This is a genomic window from Halomonas sp. BC2, assembly GCF_002078115.1.
In the GTDB taxonomy this organism is placed as follows: Bacteria; Pseudomonadota; Gammaproteobacteria; order Pseudomonadales; family Halomonadaceae; genus Vreelandella; species Vreelandella stevensii.
In genome coordinates this window covers 51,953-71,174 of record NZ_LFGT01000013.1, presented here as the reverse complement: position 1 = coordinate 71,174, position 19,222 = coordinate 51,953, and the positions used below count along the sequence as shown (strand labels likewise).

General features: G+C 62.0%; 19 protein-coding genes. 9 read left to right on the top strand and 10 right to left on the bottom strand.

From position 1 onward, the window contains the following. The coding region (locus B7L71_RS10260) for a molecular chaperone DnaJ (RefSeq protein WP_081137728.1) at window positions 1–691 on the bottom strand (691 nt) is incomplete at its 3' end. Window positions 692–913: 222 nt separating this feature from the next. On the opposite strand from B7L71_RS10260, the gene B7L71_RS10255 reads away from it, so the two are divergent. The 5 genes from B7L71_RS10255 (at window position 914) to B7L71_RS10240 (ending at window position 5,556) form a co-directional block, all read left to right on the top strand. Further along, window positions 914–2,335 (top strand): hypothetical protein, encoded by a 1,422-nt coding sequence (locus B7L71_RS10255; protein WP_016914685.1) that lies wholly within the window; start codon window positions 914–916, stop codon window positions 2,333–2,335. Window positions 2,336–2,481: 146 nt separating this feature from the next. Continuing rightward, the gene (locus B7L71_RS10250; protein WP_016914684.1) at window positions 2,482–3,261 is read left to right on the top strand and encodes a ThuA domain-containing protein; all 780 of its coding nucleotides are present in this window, start codon (window positions 2,482–2,484) and stop codon (window positions 3,259–3,261) included. Continuing rightward, window positions 3,258–4,307, top strand: coding sequence for a Gfo/Idh/MocA family protein (locus B7L71_RS10245; RefSeq protein ID WP_081137726.1), 1,050 nt, complete (start codon window positions 3,258–3,260; stop codon window positions 4,305–4,307). The genes B7L71_RS10250 and B7L71_RS10245 overlap by 4 nt, the downstream gene beginning before the upstream one ends. Then, complete coding sequence (locus B7L71_RS17350) at window positions 4,304–4,465, top strand: hypothetical protein (protein WP_016914682.1); 162 nt, start codon at window positions 4,304–4,306, stop codon at window positions 4,463–4,465. Before B7L71_RS10245 ends, B7L71_RS17350 begins: the two co-directional genes overlap by 4 nt. A 101-nt stretch (window positions 4,466–4,566) precedes the next feature. Continuing rightward, window positions 4,567–5,556, top strand: a complete 990-nt coding sequence (locus tag B7L71_RS10240) for a LacI family DNA-binding transcriptional regulator (protein WP_081137724.1) — start codon at window positions 4,567–4,569, stop codon at window positions 5,554–5,556. On the opposite strand, the gene cdd is transcribed toward B7L71_RS10240, so the two are convergent. From cdd to B7L71_RS10205, 7 genes are all read right to left on the bottom strand, one after another. Next, window positions 5,553–5,960: a cytidine deaminase gene (cdd, locus tag B7L71_RS10235; RefSeq protein ID WP_081137722.1), complete on the bottom strand. Its 408-nt coding sequence runs from the start codon at window positions 5,958–5,960 to the stop codon at window positions 5,553–5,555. The genes B7L71_RS10240 and cdd overlap by 4 nt on opposite strands. Before the next feature lie 53 nt (window positions 5,961–6,013). Continuing rightward, on the bottom strand, window positions 6,014–6,739 hold the full coding sequence (deoD, locus tag B7L71_RS10230) for a purine-nucleoside phosphorylase (protein ID WP_016914679.1): 726 nt from the start codon (window positions 6,737–6,739) through the stop codon (window positions 6,014–6,016). 209 nt (window positions 6,740–6,948) lie between these two features. Next, window positions 6,949–8,193, bottom strand: coding sequence for a phosphopentomutase (locus B7L71_RS10225; RefSeq protein ID WP_081137720.1), 1,245 nt, complete (start codon window positions 8,191–8,193; stop codon window positions 6,949–6,951). Next, complete coding sequence (deoA, locus tag B7L71_RS10220) at window positions 8,193–9,545, bottom strand: thymidine phosphorylase (RefSeq protein WP_081137718.1); 1,353 nt, start codon at window positions 9,543–9,545, stop codon at window positions 8,193–8,195. Before deoA ends, B7L71_RS10225 begins: the two co-directional genes overlap by 1 nt. Continuing rightward, entirely contained in the window at window positions 9,546–10,349 is an 804-nt protein-coding gene (gene deoC / locus B7L71_RS10215; protein ID WP_081137716.1) for a deoxyribose-phosphate aldolase, read from the bottom strand. Between the two features lie 82 nt (window positions 10,350–10,431). Next, window positions 10,432–11,715, bottom strand: a complete 1,284-nt coding sequence (locus B7L71_RS10210; protein WP_081137714.1) for a NupC/NupG family nucleoside CNT transporter — start codon at window positions 11,713–11,715, stop codon at window positions 10,432–10,434. Between the two features lie 34 nt (window positions 11,716–11,749). Further along, entirely contained in the window at window positions 11,750–12,595 is an 846-nt protein-coding gene (locus tag B7L71_RS10205) for an outer membrane protein OmpK (RefSeq protein WP_081137712.1), read from the bottom strand. A 277-nt stretch (window positions 12,596–12,872) separates the two neighbouring features. Here B7L71_RS10205 and B7L71_RS10200 point away from each other — a divergent pair, with 277 nt between their 5' ends. The 4 genes from B7L71_RS10200 to cyoE are packed head-to-tail and all read left to right on the top strand — an operon-like array spanning window position 12,873 to window position 15,617. Then, entirely contained in the window at window positions 12,873–13,640 is a 768-nt protein-coding gene (locus B7L71_RS10200) for a DeoR/GlpR family DNA-binding transcription regulator (protein WP_081137710.1), read from the top strand. Window positions 13,641–13,688: 48 nt separating this feature from the next. After that, window positions 13,689–14,393, top strand: a complete 705-nt coding sequence (gene cyoC, locus B7L71_RS10195) for a cytochrome o ubiquinol oxidase subunit III (protein ID WP_232710713.1) — start codon at window positions 13,689–13,691, stop codon at window positions 14,391–14,393. Between the two features lies 1 nt (window position 14,394). Continuing rightward, window positions 14,395–14,736 (top strand): cytochrome o ubiquinol oxidase subunit IV, encoded by a 342-nt coding sequence (gene cyoD / locus B7L71_RS10190; RefSeq protein WP_081137706.1) that lies wholly within the window; start codon window positions 14,395–14,397, stop codon window positions 14,734–14,736. Continuing rightward, window positions 14,694–15,617, top strand: a complete 924-nt coding sequence (cyoE, locus tag B7L71_RS10185) for a heme o synthase (protein WP_026001798.1) — start codon at window positions 14,694–14,696, stop codon at window positions 15,615–15,617. Before cyoD ends, cyoE begins: the two co-directional genes overlap by 43 nt. Window positions 15,618–15,733: 116 nt before the next feature. Here the strand turns inward: cyoE and pta are convergent, their stop codons facing one another. Then, entirely contained in the window at window positions 15,734–17,917 is a 2,184-nt protein-coding gene (pta, locus tag B7L71_RS10180; RefSeq protein ID WP_081137704.1) for a phosphate acetyltransferase, read from the bottom strand. Further along, complete coding sequence (locus B7L71_RS10175; protein ID WP_081137702.1) at window positions 17,918–19,099, bottom strand: acetate/propionate family kinase; 1,182 nt, start codon at window positions 19,097–19,099, stop codon at window positions 17,918–17,920. Window positions 19,100–19,222 lie beyond the last annotated feature (123 nt).

Genomic DNA, 19,222 nt, shown 5'->3' with positions numbered 1-19,222 from the left:
GCTGCTGCTCTGCACGTGCGTGCTCCTGGGCTTGCTCGGCACGCTGCCTGGCCTGGCGCGCTTCCTCCTTACGCTGCTGTTTTTGCTGTTGGCGCTGGGCGCGCGCATGCTGCTTGTCGGCTTTGGCACGCTGCTGCTGTTCGGCCTGTGCCTGGGCGGCCTGTGCTCGCTCGGCGGCCTGGGCTTCCTGCTCGGCCTTGTGGGCGTAATACGCCGGGTCGTGCACCTGCCAATAGGCATCGCGGCTAGGGTCTTCCGGGGCTCGCAGCGGCTTGCCGGTCAGTTCCTGAAACAGGGTGTTCAGGGTCGCGGGCACCACGTTCAGCAGGTCGGCCAGAAAGCGCAGAATATAGTGGTTGGCCAGTGACAGCTCGCCATCGTCGGTAGCCACTGTGATGGCCTGGTGCATCACGCTGAGACTGCGCTCCCTGGAGCACTCTTTGCGCACGACTTCGGCGGCCAATTGAATGGCGTGAAGGTCCTGGCTATGGGCAATGCTCATGATCGGCCCCAGCTCGTGCCCATGGCGAAACTGCGCGCTGACCTGGGCCAGCCGACGTCGGCGTTGCCCCTCGGAAACGTGCTGACGATGCACGAGCACCCAGCCAAGCAGCAGTAGCGTGGCCGTATCCACTTGGCTTCGGCTTTTTAGCAGCAGCAGCTCAAAGGGTGAAAAACGGGCGATGGGCATCCCTGGGCTCCAAGGCGAAGAAGTAAAGCGCTGATCCATGCCATGCGCTGCATGGCGCGGTCTTCACGGCACAGTCTTCATGGTACAGTCCTGATGGCGCAGCCTTGATGGTATGGCTCTTTGGTATCAAGGTGCGCTGGCAGACGACGCTCTGTCAGCCGTACTCGCGAGCTCACCATGGTATATCATCGAGTCTGGCATGAAAGCAGGAGATAAGTGAGGGTGATCAACGTTGAACGTAAAAATAGCTTCCAACTGCGCTTGTCTCGACGGCTGAAGGAAGAGACCTCACATACGCTGGATGTGTACTTGTTCGTGCCCCAGGAGCTGGGGCTGAGTACGCACATCATCTCCGAAGAAGTATTTTATCACGCTGCCATCAACGTCTCGCGCACTTACTACAGCGACGAGTACCATCTGCCGCTGGTGCATAGCCGCCTGGCCAGCCGTAACCAGCTGGGCAGCGACTCCTACCGCTTGAGCCTCAGTCTCTACGCCTACCAGTACGTGGTGGCGCTGGAGCGCACCACCCAGGGCATGCTCTCCACGGCTCGTAAACTGCGTCGCCTGCAGGGTGAGGAGAAGAGCAGCACCCACGACAAGGCGAACGAGCTTTATGACCAGCTGGTCGAGATGAGCGACCTGAGCGACGGCATACTCAAGCGCTTGCGGCGTAACCCGCCCACCGATGAACGGCTCTATAAATACTTTGCCAATATCGACAACTATCTTTCCTGGTTCACCGAGCAGCAGCTGTTGGCGCTGGTGGCCCACATGCCCAAGGGCGGGAAATTCAGCGAGGTCAAACGACGCCTGGTGACTATCTGCCACCGTGAAGGCGAGTACCGCGAGCAGCAGGAGTACAACGCCGAGCGCGTACGCGATGACCCCACTCGCATGTCCAACAAGATGCGCCTGCTGCGACGGCTGATCGAGTACCCGATCACGCTCAAGCAGCGCTCGCTGGAGCTGGGTAGCGGCGAACAGAAAGCCGTCAAGGCCCTGGCCACCGCGGTGGTCATGGCCTTCGTGTCGTTGGGGGTACTGCACCTGCGCGACGTGATTGGCGACATCACCGCACTGTTCGTGCTGGCCATGGCGCTGCTCTACGCCATGCGCGAAGTGTTCAAGGACGACCTGCGCAATACCCTATGGCGATGGCTGAGAAGAGGCCGACCCAAGTGGCGGCGACAATACATCGACCCTACCCACAATGCGCTGGTCGGTCGGCAGCTCGAATGGTTCGACTACAAGCGCTATACCGCCCTCGACCAGGACATACAGCAGATGCGGCGGCGCACGGTGGCCCAGCGCGAAGAGGTGGTCATGCACTATCGCTCCAGCTCGCGCATGTCCCCCACACGCTTCTTGAGCGGCTATGAGCATACCCGCGAAACCCTGAGCATAGACCTCTCCATGCTGACCCGCCTGATGAGCAAGGATAAGCACCATATCTATCGCCTGAAAGAGGGGCAGGCGGTGCGGGAAAGTGTCGAGCGCCGCCACCTGTTCAACCTGGTGGTGCGCGAAACGGGCAGCGAAGATGCCCCTTACCTGGCGCGCTGGAAAGTCGTGGTCAGCCGCTCGGGCATCGTGGATGTCGAGCGCGTCGCCGAGAACCGCCCCGACGAAGCCCCGGTCTGAACAGCAATAGAACCTGACGCCAGCGCGTCGGTGGTGTTCGACTAAAATCCAATAAGTAAACGTTTACTCTTATTGAGTAAACGTTTACTTTTCTCCTCAGCGCTCACACCCGTGAGCAAGTACCTCTCAACGCTGAGGAGAACGACATGACACTCCGAGTCACCGTATGGGGCGAAAACGTCCACGAACAAACCAACGACGTAGTGGCGCGTATTTACCCCACCGGCATGCACCAGTGCATCGCCGACGGGTTGAATGAAGCGGAAGCGCTAACGGCCACGGCGGTCACGCTGCAAGACCCGGCGCAGGGGCTTGACGAAGAGACGCTGGAGAATACCGACGTGCTGCTGTGGTGGGGCCACGCCGCCCACGGCGACGTGCTGGAAGAGACCGTCGACCGCGTGCAAACGCGCGTGCTGCAGGGCATGGGCTTGATCGTGCTGCACTCCGGCCACTACTCGAAAATCTTCAAACGCTTGATGGGCACTACCTGCTCACTGAAGTGGCGAGAAGCCGGCGAGCGTGAGCGGCTCTGGGTGGTGAATCCTGGCCACCCCATCGTGCAAGGGCTCGGAGATTACATCGAACTGCCCCATACCGAAATGTACGGCGAACCCTTTGCGGTGCCCAACCCGGACGAGGTGATTTTCATCAGTGCCTTCGAAGGCGGCGAAGTGTTCCGCTCCGGCCTGACCTACAAGCGCGGTAACGGCAAGATTTTCTACTTCCGTCCCGGCCACGAAACCTACCCGATCTACTACGACGAGCAGGTAAAGCGGGTGCTCAAGAACGCCGTGGTCTGGGCACAGCCGGAAGGCTCCCGGTGGATCGACAGCTGCCCCAACGTCCCCGCCGACCAGGCGCCCAACCCGGTCGAGATCAAGGGAGAAAGCCTGCACAAACCCGGTGAGGAGGGCTTCAAATGATCCGTATTGCGATTATTGGCGCGGGCAGCATGGCGGGGGAGCACGCCAAGCACTATGGTCGACTCGAAGGCGTCGAAGTAGTTGCCGTATGCGACCGTGATTTCACCAAGGCGCAGGCCTTCGCCGAGCGCCATGGCATTGCCGATGTGTACCAGTCGCTGGACGACATGCTGGCCCGCGACGATATTCACGCGGTGAGCAATGTCACTCCGGATGGCGTGCACAAGGCCACGTCGCTGGCGGCCATTGCGGCGGGTAAACACATCCTGTGTGAAAAGCCCCTGGCCACCAATGCCGAGGATGCCCACGAGATGGTCGCTGCCGCCCAGGCCGCCAAGGTCATCAACATGGTCAATCTGAGCTACCGTGACGCCCCCGCCATTCAGCACGCCCGAGCGCTGATTACCGGCGGCGCCATCGGCACCGTTCGCCACGTGGATGCCAGCTATCGCCAGAGCTGGCTGGTAAGCAACGCCTGGGGGCGCTGGGATGAGGATAGCCAGTGGCTCTGGCGGCTCTCGGAAGCCCACGGCAGTAAAGGCGTGCTGGGCGATGTGGGCGTGCATATCGTCGATTTTGCCAGCTTCCCGGTGGGTGATATCACCCGCGTCAACTGCGAACTCACCTGCTTCGACAAAGCCCCGGGCAACCGCATCGGCGACTACCTGCTGGACGCCAACGACACGGCGCTGATGCGCGTGCGCTTTGCCAACGGCGCCATGGGCACGATTCAGGCGACCCGCTGGGCAACCGGGCACCACAACTCGTTGACGCTGAGCGTTCACGGCGACAAGGGGGCGATCCGCGTGGATCTCGATGCCTCCAAGGATGAAGTTCAGGTATGTCTGAACGATGACGTGCATCCCGCTCGCTGGAGCACCGTCAAGGCGCCGCCCACGCCCAGCATCTACCAGCGCTTTATCGAGAGCATTCGCACTGGGGAAAACGACCAGCCCGACTTTGCCCGGGGCGCGGCCATTCAAACCGTGCTGGATGCCTGTTTTGTTTCCAGCCTGGAAGACCGCAGCCTGGCAATTGCCAGTTGATCAGCAGATTTCATCTGACCGCCGAAGCCCAGCAGAAAGCCCACGCCATCGAGTTTGGCCGTAACCCCACGTGCCCGGTACTGTATGAGGATGACGAGGTGCTGGCCGTGCAGCAGCTGGAGGGAGAACTCTCGCGCCTGGCAAGACGCGGCTGGTAACGCAAGGGCTTGGCTGGCACGTGGTTGCTTGCGCAGGGGGCGGCGATTTTCCGCCCCGCTTTTTGTACAATCAAGCCCCCCAACGGCGGCTGAGGCCAGGCATGAAACAGCACACATCGAGCGCACCGGCGGCGACCATCCGCGAAATTGCCCGGCGTGCCGAGGTATCCATCGCGTCGGTCAGCCGAGCCTTGAACGGCAAGCCCGGGCTGAGCGACGCGCTGCGCGAGCGGATTCTGACCATCAGCCGTGAGCTGGCCTATCAACCCAGCGCCGCCGCCCGCCAACTGATCAGCGGTAAGGCGGCGGTGGTGGGGATCTCCCTTGGGCGACAGGATATCGAGCTGCGGCCCTACTATATTCTGCTCTACCAGCACCTGACCGTGGCCCTGCACCAGCAAGGCATGGTACCGGTGTTTTTTCATCACGATCAGACCCATGAGCTGCCCGAGCGGGCAGGAGCCGCGATCTTGCTGGGCGAAACGGCGGAAGATGCCAGACCAGGCCTTCTGCAGGCAGCGGGTGTTCCCTTCGTACGAATTGGCAACGCAGGAGACGGCTTTTCGGTTGCCCCGGACGATGTCTCGGGCATTTACCAGATGACGCAGCACCTGATCGAGCAAGGGCGAACGCGGATTGCGTTTGTGGGGGGAGAGCTGGACGTGCCGAGGCCTCTCAGCCGCCTTTCCGGGTATCAGCGTGCCGTCACGCAGGCAGGGCTCAGCGAGCAGTGGATCAGCCTGCCGCATCGGCTGACCTCGGACTCCCTGACCAGCTATCGCCAGCTCAACCGCCTGCTCAAGGAGCGCCCAGACGCCCCCTTGTCCTTCGACGCGCTGGTCTGTGCCACCGACGAGCTGGCGCTGGGCTGCGTGGCCGCCCTGGAAGACAGCGGTATTCGTGTGCCCAGCGAGGTAGCCGTCACCGGCTTTGACGACCTGCCCACTCTGGCCACGGGGTTGACCACGGTACGCCAGGACATTGCCGCCATTGCGACGATGAGCGTGGAGCTGCTGGGCGATGCGTTGGCAGGAAAAGCGCCCCGGCACGTGTCGCTGCCGGTGGCGCTGGTGCTGCGGGAAACGGCTTAACGCCCCGGCAGCTGCTCCGGCCCAAAAGCGTCGGGCAGCAGGCTGTCCATGGTGTAGGTTTTCAACACCTCGCCCTGTTTGGAGAGCACCATGATTTGCGTGCTGGGGGTGGCGAATTCGCGGATGCGCTGGCGGCAGTCGCCGCAGGGCGTGCAGAGGTGCTCGCCGGGGCCCATCACGTAGACCTTGGCCAGCTCGCGCTGGCCAGCAGTAACCATGGCAGAAATCGCCGAGGCTTCGGCACACAGCCCTTTGTAGTGGGCGACTTCCACGTTGCTACCGGCAAACTGCTGGCCGTCGGGGCACTCCATCACCGCCGCCACGGGGTGGTTGGAGTAGGGCGCGTAGGCGTTGCCCAGGGTGGTCAGCAGCGTGTCGACCAATGCCTGATCCGCGTGGCTCATGGCGCTATTCTCTCTCTGTGTTCAGGATGTCTATGGGCTCAAGACGCCGGGCATTACGCCTTGGCGGCGTCATCGCGCAGAACGGTGTCGAGGGCAATCACCATCATGTCGTTGAAGGTGGTTTGACGGTCGGCACTGGAGAGCGAGTCACCTTTCAGAATGTGGTCGGAGACGGTGCAGATGGTCAGTGCACGGGCACCGAACTCGGCGGCCACGCCGTACAGGCCTGCGGCTTCCATCTCGACGCCGACGATGCCGTAGCGCTTCATCAACTCGGCCATGTCGGTCTGCGGGTTGTAGAACAGGTCCGCCGAGAAAATGTTGCCGACTTTCACGGCGACGTTCTGCGCTTTGGCGGCCGCCACGGCGTGGCTGGCCAGCTCGAAGTCGGCAATGGCGGCCAGGTCGTGGTCATTGAAGCGCATGCGGTTCACTTTGGAGTCGGTGCTGGCACCCAGCCCAATCACCACGTCGCGCACGTTGACATCGTCACGTACCGCGCCGCAGGAGCCCACGCGGATGATCGACTTCACGCCGTAATCGGTAATCAGCTCTTTGGCATAGATCGACACGGAGGGGATGCCCATGCCGTGGCCCATGACGGAAATCTCGCGGCCTTTATAAGTGCCGGTGTAGCCGAACATGCTGCGCACGTCGTTGACCTGGCGCACGTTCTCCAGGTAGGTGTCGGCGATGTACTTGGCGCGCAGCGGGTCGCCAGGCATCAGGACGGTATCGGCGAAATCGCCCATTTCGGCATTAATATGCGGTGTAGCCATGTCACGCTCCCATATAATTTAACGGTCTGAATCAGCCCTTCGCGGGGGCGCTGTGAACCCTTCCCTGGGCGCTACTTTCGCCATCTGACCGCCATGGATGGCGGAAATGCCGGAATTGTTGGGAACATTTTCCGGCCTTGGCGAAAGACCCCCGCTACGGGCTGATTCAGACCTTGCTCGATTTTTTGCTAGAGGTTGGTTATTTGCCTTTAAGCAGCGTCAGGTAAAAAGCTCTCGCCGTCGGCCATGGCGTCTACGGCGAAGAACGCCGCAAGGGTTTGGCCAATGTCGGCAAAGGTGCCGCGCTCGCCCAGCGGGCCGGGGGCGAAGCCTGCGCCGCGTACCATGATCGGCACGTATTCGCGGGTGTGCTCGGTGCCTTCCCAACTGGGGTCGCAGCCGTGGTCGGCGGTGAGCAGTAGCAGGTCGTCGTCATCGAGGGCTGCCAGCAGCTCCGGCAGGCGGGCGTCGAAGTGCTCCAGCGCGGCGGCGTAGCCCGGTACGTCCCGGCGATGGCCGTAGACCGAATCGAAATCCACGAAGTTGGTCATGATCATGGTCGGGCGGTCGCTGGTTTCGTTGGCGGTGCGCGCGACTTCCGCCAGGGTGGCATCCATCAGGGCATCGTGGCCGCTGGCCTTGACCTTGTGGGTGATGCCGCAGTGGGCGTAGATGTCGGCGATCTTGCCAATCGACACCACTTCGCCCCCGGCATCGGCGAGCTTTTGCAGCACGGTGGGGCTGGGCGGCTCGACGCTGTAGTCGCGGCGGTTGCCGGTGCGCGCAAAGCTTGCACGGTCTTCGCCAATGAACGGTCGGGCGATGACGCGGCCAATGTTGTAGGGCTCCAGCAGCTCGCGGACGGTTTCGCACAGCGCATAGAGGCGTTCCAGGCCGAAGTGCTCTTCATGGGCGGCAATCTGGAACACGGAGTCGGCCGAGGTGTACACGATCGGCTTGCCGGTGGCGATATGCTCTTCGCCCAGGCGAGCGATGATCTCGGTGCCTGAGGCGTGGCAGTTGCCGATCACGCCGGTCAGCTCGGCGTCACGAATGATGGCGTCCAGCAGTTCCAGCGGGAAACTGTCGGTTTTATCGAGGAAGTAGCCCCAGTCGAAACGCACCGGCACACCGGCAATCTCCCAGTGGCCGGAAGGGGTGTCCTTGCCGCTGGAGATCTCTTTGGCGTGGGCGTAAGCGCCCGTCAGTTGGTCGGGCAAACTGACGCCTTCCGCCACGCTGCCAGTGGCGTCGCGGTGGGCGTGGAACAGGCCTAGCGCGGCCATGTTGGGCAGCGACAATGGGCCGGAGCGCTCGGCGGTGTCGGCTTCGCCTCGTGCGCAGGCGGCGGCGATGTGGCCCAGAGTATCTGACCCCTGGTCACCAAAGGTGGCGGCATCGGGGGCGCTACCGATCCCGAAAGAGTCGAGTACCAGGACGATGGCGCGGCGCATCAGGCTTCTCCTCGGAAGGTCTCTTGCAACAGGGTGTCGGCGGTGGCGTCGGCATCGCCAATGGTGACCGCCGCACGAAGCTGAGCAGCGGCACGGGTCGCGGCCTCTTCCGTGCGGGCGTGGACGATGGCCAGCGGGCGCTGGCTATCCACACGGTCGCCGATTTCGACGATGTCGCTGAAGCCCACGCTGTGATCGACGCTGGCGTCGTTACGCAGACGGCCGCCGCCCAGCTCCACCACGCTCATGCCCACGGCGCGGGTATCGAAACGCTGCACGATACCGCTCTGCTCGGGGTAGACCGCTTGAACCACAGGGGCGGTGGCCAGGTAGCTGTCCGAGCGCTCCATGAAGTCGGCGGGGCCGCCCAGTTCGCGCACCATACGGGCGAAGACTTCCGCCGCCGCGCCAGAGGTCAGCGCTTTGTCCAGCTTGGCGAGGGCTTCTTCACGATGGTTCACCAGCTTGCCCGCGATGAGCATTTCAACGGCCAGTTCGCGGGTGACCTGCATCACGCGGCTGTTGGCTCGCTCGCCGCGCAGCAGCGCCAGGGTTTCGACGATTTCTACCGCGTTACCGGCACATGGAGCCAGTGGCTGGCTCATGTCGGTGAGCAGGGCGGTGGTGGGTGTGCCTGCCTGGGTGGCCACGTTGGCGATGCTTTTGGCCAGTTCGCGGGACTTTTCCGGGGTGGGCATGAACGCGCCGCTGCCCACTTTGACGTCCATTACCAGGGCGTCTAGGCCAGAGGCCAGCTTTTTGCCCAGAATCGAGGCCGTGATCAGCGGGATGGATTCCACGGTGGCGGTGACATCACGCACGCCGTAGATGCGCTTGTCGGCCGGGGCGAGGTTGCCGGTTTGACCGATGATCGCCACGCCGGTGGATTTCACCACCTCACTGAAGCGTTCGGGGGCGGGGTAGGGGTCGTAGCCGGGGATGGATTCCAGCTTGTCCAGGGTACCGCCGGTGTGGCCCAGGCCACGGCCGGAAATCATCGGCACGAAGGCGCCGCAGGCCGCGACCCACGGGCCCAGCACCAGCGACACCAGATCGCCCACGCCGCCGGTGGAGTGCTTGTCCACGATGGGGCCGGGCAGGTTGAGCGAATCCCACTGCATCACGTGGCCAGAATCGCGCGTCGCGGTGGTCAGCGCCACGACTTCTTCGCGGCTCATGCCATTCAAAAAGACCGACATGGTGAAGGCGCCGATCTGCGCATCGCTGATACGGTCATCGGCGATGCCTTGCACGAACGCCTTGATCTCTTCAGCGGGCAGCGGCTGGCCGTCGCGCTTCAGGCGAATCAGTTCTTGAGGGAGCAGCGCGTGGTGAGAAGCGTTGGACGACATTTAGTAGCCTCCGTTGGTAGTGGAGAGCAGCGCCGCGTCAGCGCCACCGTCGAGTGTGTTCAACAAGTTGCCCAGCAGGCTGGAGGCACCAAACCGGAAGTGTGCCGGGGTGACCCACTGCGGCCCCATGATGTCGGCTGCCAGCGCCAGGTACTCAGCGGCTTCTTCTGCGCTGCGTACGCCGCCGGCGGCTTTAAAACCAACGTCTTTGCCGCTGGCCTTGATGGCCTTGAGCATGATCTCGGCGGCTTCCAGCGTGGCATTGACCGGCACTTTTCCGGTCGAGGTCTTGATGAAATCCGCGCCGCCTTCGATGGCCAACTCACTGGCACGTTGGATCAGCGCAGGGTCCTTGAGTTCGCCGGACTCGATGATGACTTTCAGCAATGCTTGGCCACCACAGGCGGCCTTGCACATTTCCACCAGCTCGCGGCCAGTATCTTCATCGCCTGCCATCAAGGCGCGGTAGGGGAACACCACGTCGACTTCATGGGCACCCGATGCCACGGCTTCGCGGGTTTCACGGGCCGCGCCCATGATGTCATCACCCCCATGGGGGAAGTTGGTGACCGTGGCGATCTTGACCTGGTCATCCAGCTTGTGGGCGCTCAGCGCACGGGCTGCCGTGACGATGAACGAGGGGTAAACGCACACCGCTGCCGGGTGGCCGTAGGGGGTCTTGACCTGCTGGCACAGCGCTTCGATCACGCTGTCGGTGTCGCTGTCGTTCAGGCTGGTGAGGTCCATTAACGTCAGGGCGTGACGGGCGGCCTGGGTAAGCTGGGGGGAAGCGGTGGCAGTCATGAAGTTCTCATCAATCGGTAAAAGACAAAACGGGCACTGCGTACTAAAGCAGCGCCCGTTGCGTTATCGCGTACTCGCTGCGTCAGGCGGTGAGGCTGCTCAACGCCAGGAAGAAACCGGCAATCGAGGCAGACATCAGGTTGGAGAGCGTGCCTGCCAGCACGGCTTTCACACCAAACCGGGCAATCTCCTTGCGGCGGGTCGGGGCAATGCTGCCCAGGCCACCGAGCAGAATGGCAATCGACGACAGGTTGGCAAAACCACACAAGGCAAATGACAGGATGGCCATGGTGTGGGGCGTCATCAATTGACCCGTGGCAGCCACCACCTGTTCCCCTTCAATGTAGGGGGCCAGGTTGATAAAGGCCACGAACTCGTTGACCACCAGCTTCTGGCCGATGAACGAGCCCGCCAGGGTGGCTTCTTCCCAGGGCACGCCCAGCAGGAAGGCCAGCGGAGCGAACAGCCAACCCAGAATCAGCTCCAGGCTCAATGCCTCGAAACCGAACCAGCCGCCCACGCCGCCCAGAATACCGTTGACCAGCGCAATCAGGGCGATGAAAGCCAGCAGCATCGCACCCACGTTGGCTGCCAGCTTCATGCCCGACGTAGCACCGGCGGCGGCGGCATCCAGCACGTTGGCGGGCTTGTCGTCCTGCTCTTTCAGCTCTTCATCGACCTTGGAAACGCTGTCGCTATCTTCCACGTTCTGGGTTTCCGGCATGATCAGCTTGGCGAACAGCAGGCCGCCAGGCGCCGCCATGAACGAGGCCGCCACCAGATACTCCATGGGAATGCCCAGCGCGGCATAGCCCGCCAGCACCGAACCCGCCACGGAAGCCAGGCCACCACACATCACCGCAAACAGCTGCGAAGGGGTCATGCGGGCAATGAACGGGCGCACCACCAGCGGTGCCTCGGTCTGACCCACGAAGATGTTGGCCGTGGCCGAAAGCGACTCGGTGCGCGAGGTGCCCAGTGCCTTCTGCAATGCGCCACCCAGAATCCGGATGACCCACTGCATGATGCCGACATAGTAGAGCACGGCAATCAGCGAGGAGAAAAAGATGATGACCGGCAGGACTTTGATGGCGAAGACGAAGCCGACATTGTCCACGTCAGCCAGCCCGCCAAACAAAAAGCCGATACCGTCGTTGGCGTAGACCAGCACCTGGCTGACGCCTGCCGAAATGGCCTGCAGAACGGCCTGGCCAAACGGTACGTAGAGCACGAACGCACCGATACCCGCCTGGATCGCGAAGGCGCCCAGCACGGTACGCAGGCGAATCGCCTTGCGGTCATAGGAGAAAACAAGCGCAATGGCCACCAGAGTGACCATGCCAACCAGGCTCATGATGAGGGTCATGGGAGTACCTTCGGAGCGTGAGAAGTGGGAGCGATTACAGCAAGTTTAGCTTGACTGAGTAAATCATCGCGTTCTGATAGGCGTCGGGTGTACCCAGCTTGTTCTCTGAGTAGCGATACTGCACGCCGGTGGTGATCAAGTCAGACGGGTGCCACCAAAGGCTCAATGCACCGTTGGTACCCACGCTCCCTGCGGTACCGTTGACGAAGTTTTGGGAAAGGTAGTCGCTGTCGCGACCGAAGGTCTGCTCGTGCCAGTTGGTCACACTGAAGTTCTGGTCCAGCGCGGTGAAGTCATAGCCCGCGACCCAGCCAGCCATGTAGCCGTTCATGCCCGTGTAGCCATCACTTTGAACCCTGGCAGCACCGATGAAGGGCTTGAACCACAGGCCGTTGGCGAACGTCGTGCGGTAGCCCAGGCCGAGAATCTGGTCCTGCTCGCGGCCATTGAAGCCGTAGTCGCGGAAGTCATAAACGTGGGCGTAAAGCGACAGCGGGCTGTCACCCAGGTAAATGTGCGAGGTCACTTTGCCTGCGGTACGGAAGTTGTCCTTGCCGCCACTGGCTTCGTCGAACTGGTCGTTGGTCGGGTTCTCGAAATCGAAGAAGCCGTAGAACTCGCCCCAGCTAAAGCCGACGCCGCCTTCGATTTCAACGAACGTGAAGTCGCTCTTGGCGGCATTGCTCGCCGTGCGCGCTTCGGTGCCGTTGGACCAGTCCAGGTAGTTCAGGGAAACGTTGGCAAACGACCAGTGCGGGGTCATTGGGCCACTCGCTGCGTCATTGGCAACGGCCGGGGCTGCGGCCAGCGCACCAGCCAGGAAAACGCCAGCGCCAAGCGTGACGAGCGAAGAAACGTGAGAGGGGGATAAAGCGGTCATGAAAGCCTCAACAAGGGTTATTACGGTGCCACGAGAGGTGGCATACCGACGTTGTGGGTCGTGCGGGCTGGCGTTAATGTTAAAATTATAACATCGAGTGTTATTTTTTTAACGTTGATTTGCAAGTATTGTTACATCAACGCTGCCAGGGTGTTTCATGCGCCTCATGGCGGCAAACAGAGTGGTAGGGGAGTGGAAATTCGCGGGGCGCTGGCTCAGCATAAGCGTTACCTGAGCGCTGAAACCCGATAACAAGATGAATCACAAGGAGATGCCTGTGAATGACCGGAGTGCCCAGCGCCTGGCTATGCTGCAAGAAGCCCTGGCAAGCGGGGGAACCCTGCACCTGCGCGATGCCGCCGAGCTGTGCGGAGTGTCGGAAATGACCATTCGCCGAGACCTCGCCACGCAGCCATCTCCCTTGAGCCTGCTGGGGGGGCGGCTGGTGATGACCAGCTACCCCGGCGTGACGCCGGTCTACGACCTTACCGAGCAGCAGGCCAGCCACTATCATGTCAAACATCGCCTGTGCCAGCGTGCCGCCAGTTTCATCGACGAAGGCGACACGCTGTTTGTCGACTGTGGCTCTACGCTGATTCCCTTGCTGGGCCAACTGAGCCACTTCCGCGAGCTGACCGTGGTGACCTACGCGCTGAACGTGGCCAACACGGTCGCCGCGCTGCCCAACGTGCGGCTGGTGCTGCTGGGGGGGCTGTTTCACGCCTCGTCGCAGTCTTTCGGCAGCGATGGCATGCGGGATGCCATCGAACGGCTGGGCATCAACAAGGCGCTGATTTCAGCGGCAGGAGTAGACTGGGAGCGCGGAGTGAGCTGTTTTCACTTCCACGAAGTGGCTCCCAAACAAGCGGCGATTGCTACCGCCATGCAGCGGTTGCTAGTGGTCGATGCCAGCAAGTTCGGCATCGTACGGCCCGCCTATTTTGCCTCGCTGGCCGATTTCGACGTGGTGATCACTGACGACGAGCGCGCCCCTGGCCTGCTGGAAAACCATCCCGCCAGCTCCCTCAGCATCAGCGTTGCCTAACACATTTGGCCGCCCCTGGGGTTGGGGGTCGATTACTGGATATGGGCCTTGCAGATATCCGGGATAGGCACGACGCTCACCGGCATCAACTTCTTCGTCACGATCCTGAAAATGCGCACCAAAGGCATGACGCTGTTCCGCATGCCGATCTTCACCTGGACATCGCTGTGCGCCAATATCCTGATCATTGCCTCGTTTCCCATTCTGACCGCGACCATTGCCCTGCTGACGCTGGATCGCGACTTCGGCATGCACTTCTTCACCAATGATTTTGGCGGCAACATGATGATGAAGGGCACGGCGGCGGGGCCTACGGCTGCCGATATTTTCGAGCTGCCGTTCGTGCTGGTCGAAACCTTTCTGCTGCTGTTCAGCAGTTTCACCTTTGGCATGGGCGTTTTGGCCATGAATGCCGAGCGGGTGGGTCAGGTCAAGGCGTGGCTGGCGGTCACCTTTGCCTTGGGGGCTGCCTTTGTCGGCATGGAAGTGTATGAGTTTCATCACCTGATTCATCAAGGGTATGGGCCAGACCAGAGCGCGTTTCTGTCGTCGTTCTTTACCCTGGTGGGCACCCACGGCCTGCACGTCACGGTGGGGCTGGTATGGATTCTGGTGATGCTGGTGCAGCTTTCCACCAAAGGCCTGACGCCCATGACGCGCCCGCGTATCCTGTGTCTCAGCCTGTTCTGGCACTTCCTGGATATCGTGTGGATCTGTGTGTTCTCGTTCGTCTACCTGATGGGGGTGCTTTGACATGAGCCAATCGTCTTCACATTCAGCAGCGCATTCAACGACTTCCCATGGAAGCGTTAAGTCGTATGTTGTCGGGCTTCTGCTATCTTTAGTGCTAACCGTGATTCCGTTTGCGGTTGTCATGAGCGGTGTGCTAAGCACCGCCGCGACGGTGGTGGTCATCGCTGTAACAGCCGTGCTGCAGATTCTGGTCCAGCTGGTCATGTTCATGCATATGAATACCAAAGCCGACGAGGGGTGGAATCTGATGTCCTTCGTTTTCACACTGACGATACTCGTCCTGGTGGTAGGGGGCTCTTTATGGATCATGCAGCATCTGCATCTCAACATGATGATCGGCTGAACGTGGCACCGAGCCGCTGGCGAGACCTGCTGGCGCTCACCAAGCCGGGCATCATTGGCGGTAACTTGATCGCCACGCTGGGGGGCTATTTTCTAGCCGCCCACGGCACCTTCGATGTCGTCACGTTTGCCTCGGTGATGCTGGGCATTGCGCTGGTGATTGCCTCGGGCTGTGCCTGCAACAACGTCATCGACCGGGATATCGATGCACTGATGGCGCGTACGCGCCATCGCCCGCTCGCCAAGGGGCGTATCTCGATTACCCAGGCACTGGGTATTTCGGCGCTGCTGGGCGTGGCGGGGGTCGTGTGCCTGGCGTTGGGCACCAATGGCTTGACGGTGGCGCTGGCGGTGATTGGCTGGGGCGTGTATGTCGGGGTCTACAGCCTCTACATGAAGCGCCACTCCGAGTACGGTACGCTGGTGGGCAGCCTTTCCGGGGCCATGCCCCCGGTGGTGGGCTACTGTGCCGTCACGGGGCAGTTCGATAGCGGTGCGCTGATGCTACTGGTGATTTTCTGCCTGTGGCAGATGCCGCACTCCTATGCCATTGCGATTTTCCGCTATGCGGATTATCAGCGGGCATCAATCCCGGTACTGCCGGTGGTGCACGGGATCAAAATGGCCAAGCATCACATCCTGGGCTATATCGTGGCGTTTATTCCCGCCTCGCTGGCGCTGGTCCTGGCCAGTCAGGCGGGGATGGGGTATCTGTGTGTGGCGCTGGTCATGGGCGGCTACTGGCTCTACCTGGCACTACGCGGCTATCGGTTAGATGACGATGTTCGCTGGGCCAGGAAAGTGTTTGGCGTCTCGATCCTGACGATCACCGCGATGAGTTTGGTGATGGTGCTGGAAGCCATGGTGCCCATGTGGGTGTAATGCCTAACAACGATTGAACCTGACGCAAAACCTGAAACGCCCCGAACAGTGAACTGTTCGGGGCGTTCTTTTTAGCGTGGCTTTCAGCGGATACGTATACAGGGCTCGGCGAGTGCCTAGCCTTGCCGCTGGCTGGCTTGGATTGCGGTGAGGGCGATGGTGTAGACGATGTCATCCACCAGTGCCCCGCGGGACAGGTCGTTCACCGGCTTGTTCAAACCTTGCAGCATCGGGCCCACGCTGACCACTCGGGCGCTACGCTGAACGGCCTTGTAGGTCGTGTTGCCGGTATTGAGGTCGGGGAACACGAACACGGTGGCCTTGCCCGCCACGGGGGAGTCGGGAGCTTTCTGCTTGCCCACGCTTTCGATGGCGGCGGCGTCGTACTGCAGCGGGCCGTCGATGGCCAGGTGCGGCGCGCGCTCCTTGGCGATGCGGGTCGCTTCGCGGACTTTATCCACGTCGGCGCCGGTGCCGGAGTCGCCGGTGGAGTAGCTGATCATCGCCACCCGGGGCTCGATACCGAAGGCCTCGGCAGAGCGCGCGCTCTGCAGGGCGATTTCCGCCAGGGTTTCGGCGTCCGGGTCCGGGTTCACCGCGCAGTCGCCGTACACCACCACTTGCTCGGGCAGCAGCATGAAGAAGATCGACGAGACCTGGTTGTACTCCGGGGCCGTCTTGATCAGCTGAAACGCCGGGCGAACCGTGTTGGCGGTGGTGTGTACCGCGCCCGACACCAGGCCGTCCACCTCATCCAGCTGCAGCATCATGGTGCCCAGCACCACGTTGTCCTGAAGTTGCGCTTCGGCGGTCAGCTCGTTGAGCTTGCCTCGGCGGCGTTCGACCATGGGGCCGATATAGTTGGCGCGGGTGCTTTCCGGGTCGATGATGGTCAGCGTGTCGGGCAGCGTCAGGCCACGGTGGTGGGCCACGCTTTCGATGTCCTCCCGCTTGCCTAGCAGAACGCAGTCGGCAATACCACGGCGCTGGCAGATGATGGCGGCTTCGATGGTGCGCGGCTCGTCGCCTTCCGGCAGCACGATGCGCTTTTTGGCCTGCTGGGCCAGCTTCACCAACTGATGGCGGAACGCCGACGGCGACAGGCGGCGGGGGTAGCCACGGCTCAGTTTGGCTTTCAGCCACTCCAGGTCCATGTGTGCCGCCACGTAGCGTGCCACCTGCTCGGCGCGCTCGAAGTCGTCCATGGGAATTTCGCTGCTGAGCTGGCTGAGGTTCTGGGCCGTGGTCAGGCTGTCGGTTTCCACCGTCAGCACCGGCAGGCCGGTCTTCAGCGCCGGGCGACACATCTCGATCATGTCGTCGTTGGGAAGGAACCCGTTGGTGAGCAGCACGCCCGCCAGCTGAGTGCCGTTCATGGTGGCCAGCGCCGAGGCCAGCACCACGTCGTCACGGTCGCCGGAGGCCACCACCAGGCTGCCGGGCGTGAAAATATGCAGCGCGTTGGCGGCGCGGCGGGCACACAGGCTGGTCGACAGCACGCGGCGCTGTGCGGCGTCGCCTTCGTTGAGCACCTTGGCGTTCAGTGCTCGTGCTACGTCCAGTGTGCGCGGGGCGCTCAGGGTCTTGCTGTAGGGTACCACGCCAATCAGGTGGAAGCGGTCGGTGGCTAGCGCCGGGGAGTAGCGTCGCAGTTCGTTGAGTACCGGCTCTTCCAACTGCGGCTTGATGGTGCCCGGTGCAGCGGAAAGATCATCCTCCTGACCGTAGGGCAGGTTTTTCATGCGCATCAGAATGCCGCCCAAGGTGCGGCTGGAGCTGACGCCGCCAAAGCTTCGAGCGTGCATGTCCAGCTCTTCCGCCAGGTGCTGGGGCTCGTTCAAGTCGCCGGTGCCCACCAGGATGATGCGGGCGTTCAGGGCATGCGCCAACTGCGCGTTGGTCTGGGTCGCGTAGGTGGTGTGCTGGGTCGGCACGACGCCTTCCACCACCACCAGGTCCAGAGCGCTGCCGTCGCGGTACGCCTGCTGGGTGACCTGCTCGTAAAGCTCGACGACGTTTTCCATCAGCTCGTCGGTCTGGTCGTCGCGCAGCAGCCGCTCCAGGCGTGCCTGGGAAATAGGCGAGGGCGGGCGCTGGTTCAGCGTCCGCGAGACCAGCGCCGTCGAGCGGTCAAGGCCCGGGCCGTTCAGCTCGTTCTGCATGAACGGCTTCAGAAAGCCAGCTTTCAGGCCAATGGTATCCAGCGCTTGAATCAGGCCCAGACAGGCCGAGGTCAAGCCTGCCCCCATGCTGGTGGGGACAAGCAGAATGGCTTGGGGTTGCTCGGAAGAGCTGTTCATTCAAGGGGTCTCCACACAGTAGCGGGTTTCCATGGCAATGCGGCCCTCTTCATCGGTGGGGATCACCCACACTTCAGGGCCGTTATGGCTCGCGGTGTCCAATTTGCCTTCCTTGCCGCGAATGGTCGCTTCGTTGGCGGCTTCGTCCATACTGAAACCGAAGTGGGGCAGCAGCGCCAGCACTTCACGACGTACGATAGGCGAGTTTTCGCCAATACCGCCAGTGAAGATCACGCCGTCTAACCTGGGTAATGCACAGGACAGCGCCGCCAGCGACTTGGCGATGCGGTAGCAGAACACGTCCAGCGCCAGCTTGGCACCGGGGTGGCCAGCCATGGCCTGGTCTTCCACTTCACGCATGTCGTTGGTCAGGCCGGAAAGGCCCAGCAGGCCGCTTTGCTTGTTCAGGACGTTATCGATCTCTTCCACCGACCAGCCCAGTTGGCGATGCAGGTGGGCATGCAGGCCGGGGTCGACGTCACCGCTGCGGGTGCCCATTACCAGGCCTTCCAGCGGGGTAAGGCCCATGCTGGTATCCAGGCTCTGGTTGTTCCACACGGCGCTGGTGGAGCAGCCGTTGCCCAGGTGGGCGGTCAGCCAGCCGCCTGCACCACGGCTGCTCAGTTCCCCGGCGCGCTGGCTGACGAACGCATGGCTGGTGCCGTGAAAGCCGTAGCGGCGAATGCCATGTTCGGTGTACAGCGCTTCCGGCAGCGCGTAGCGGTAAGCGCGGGGCGGCAGTGTCTGATGGAAGGCAGTGTCGAAGACGGCCACCTGGGGCAGCTCGGGAAACACCTTGCGCGTGGCGGCAATACCCGCCAGATTGGCAGGGTTGTGCAACGGGGCCAGGGCTGCGGTGGTTTCGATGGCGGCAATCACGCTGTCGTCGATCAGCGCCGCTTGGGTGAAGTGCTCTCCTCCATGCACGATACGGTGGCCCACGGCACCGGGAACGCGGCCTTCCAGGCGCTCCAGAATGGCGCTTAGCGCTTCGGCGTGGTCGGCGCCGGGCAGCGGCTGGGTGAAGCTCTCACCGGCGCTGTTCTTGCCTTTCAGGCGAGCGTCGCTGCTGCCCAGACGTTCTGCCAAACCGGCTAGACGCGGTGCCTGAGGGTCTGAATCAATCAAAGCGTATTTAATGGAAGAAGAGCCACAGTTGATAACCAGCACCGGTGCGTTCATAACAACCTTTGTAAAGTAGTCAGGAGGAAAGGGGGATAGACTTTAGTTTAACATGCAGAGACTGAGAAAATCAGCGAAGAATTTAGTTAGCCTTCTATGTAAAATGTCGTCATCCTGTTCCTT

Excerpts from the sequence above, each read along its gene's own strand:
- deoD (WP_016914679.1), bottom strand. The coding sequence starts at position 6,739 with ATGGCTACACCGCATATTAATGCCGAAATGGGCGATTTCGCCGATACC.
- B7L71_RS10225 (WP_081137720.1), bottom strand. The coding sequence starts at position 8,193 with ATGCGCCGCGCCATCGTCCTGGTACTCGACTCTTTCGGGATCGGTAGC.
- B7L71_RS10250 (WP_016914684.1), top strand. The coding sequence starts at position 2,482 with ATGACACTCCGAGTCACCGTATGGGGCGAAAACGTCCACGAACAAACC.
- B7L71_RS10205 (WP_081137712.1), bottom strand. The coding sequence starts at position 12,595 with ATGACCGCTTTATCCCCCTCTCACGTTTCTTCGCTCGTCACGCTTGGC.
- cyoD (WP_081137706.1), top strand. The coding sequence starts at position 14,395 with ATGAGCCAATCGTCTTCACATTCAGCAGCGCATTCAACGACTTCCCAT.
- pta (WP_081137704.1), bottom strand. The coding sequence starts at position 17,917 with ATGAACAGCTCTTCCGAGCAACCCCAAGCCATTCTGCTTGTCCCCACC.
- deoA (WP_081137718.1), bottom strand. The coding sequence starts at position 9,545 with ATGTCGTCCAACGCTTCTCACCACGCGCTGCTCCCTCAAGAACTGATT.
- B7L71_RS10240 (WP_081137724.1), top strand. The coding sequence starts at position 4,567 with ATGAAACAGCACACATCGAGCGCACCGGCGGCGACCATCCGCGAAATT.
- cdd (WP_081137722.1), bottom strand. The coding sequence starts at position 5,960 with ATGAGCCACGCGGATCAGGCATTGGTCGACACGCTGCTGACCACCCTG.
- cyoE (WP_026001798.1), top strand. The coding sequence starts at position 14,694 with ATGGATCATGCAGCATCTGCATCTCAACATGATGATCGGCTGAACGTG.
- deoC (WP_081137716.1), bottom strand. The coding sequence starts at position 10,349 with ATGACTGCCACCGCTTCCCCCCAGCTTACCCAGGCCGCCCGTCACGCC.
- B7L71_RS10175 (WP_081137702.1), bottom strand. The coding sequence starts at position 19,099 with ATGAACGCACCGGTGCTGGTTATCAACTGTGGCTCTTCTTCCATTAAA.
- B7L71_RS10245 (WP_081137726.1), top strand. The coding sequence starts at position 3,258 with ATGATCCGTATTGCGATTATTGGCGCGGGCAGCATGGCGGGGGAGCAC.
- B7L71_RS10210 (WP_081137714.1), bottom strand. The coding sequence starts at position 11,715 with ATGACCCTCATCATGAGCCTGGTTGGCATGGTCACTCTGGTGGCCATT.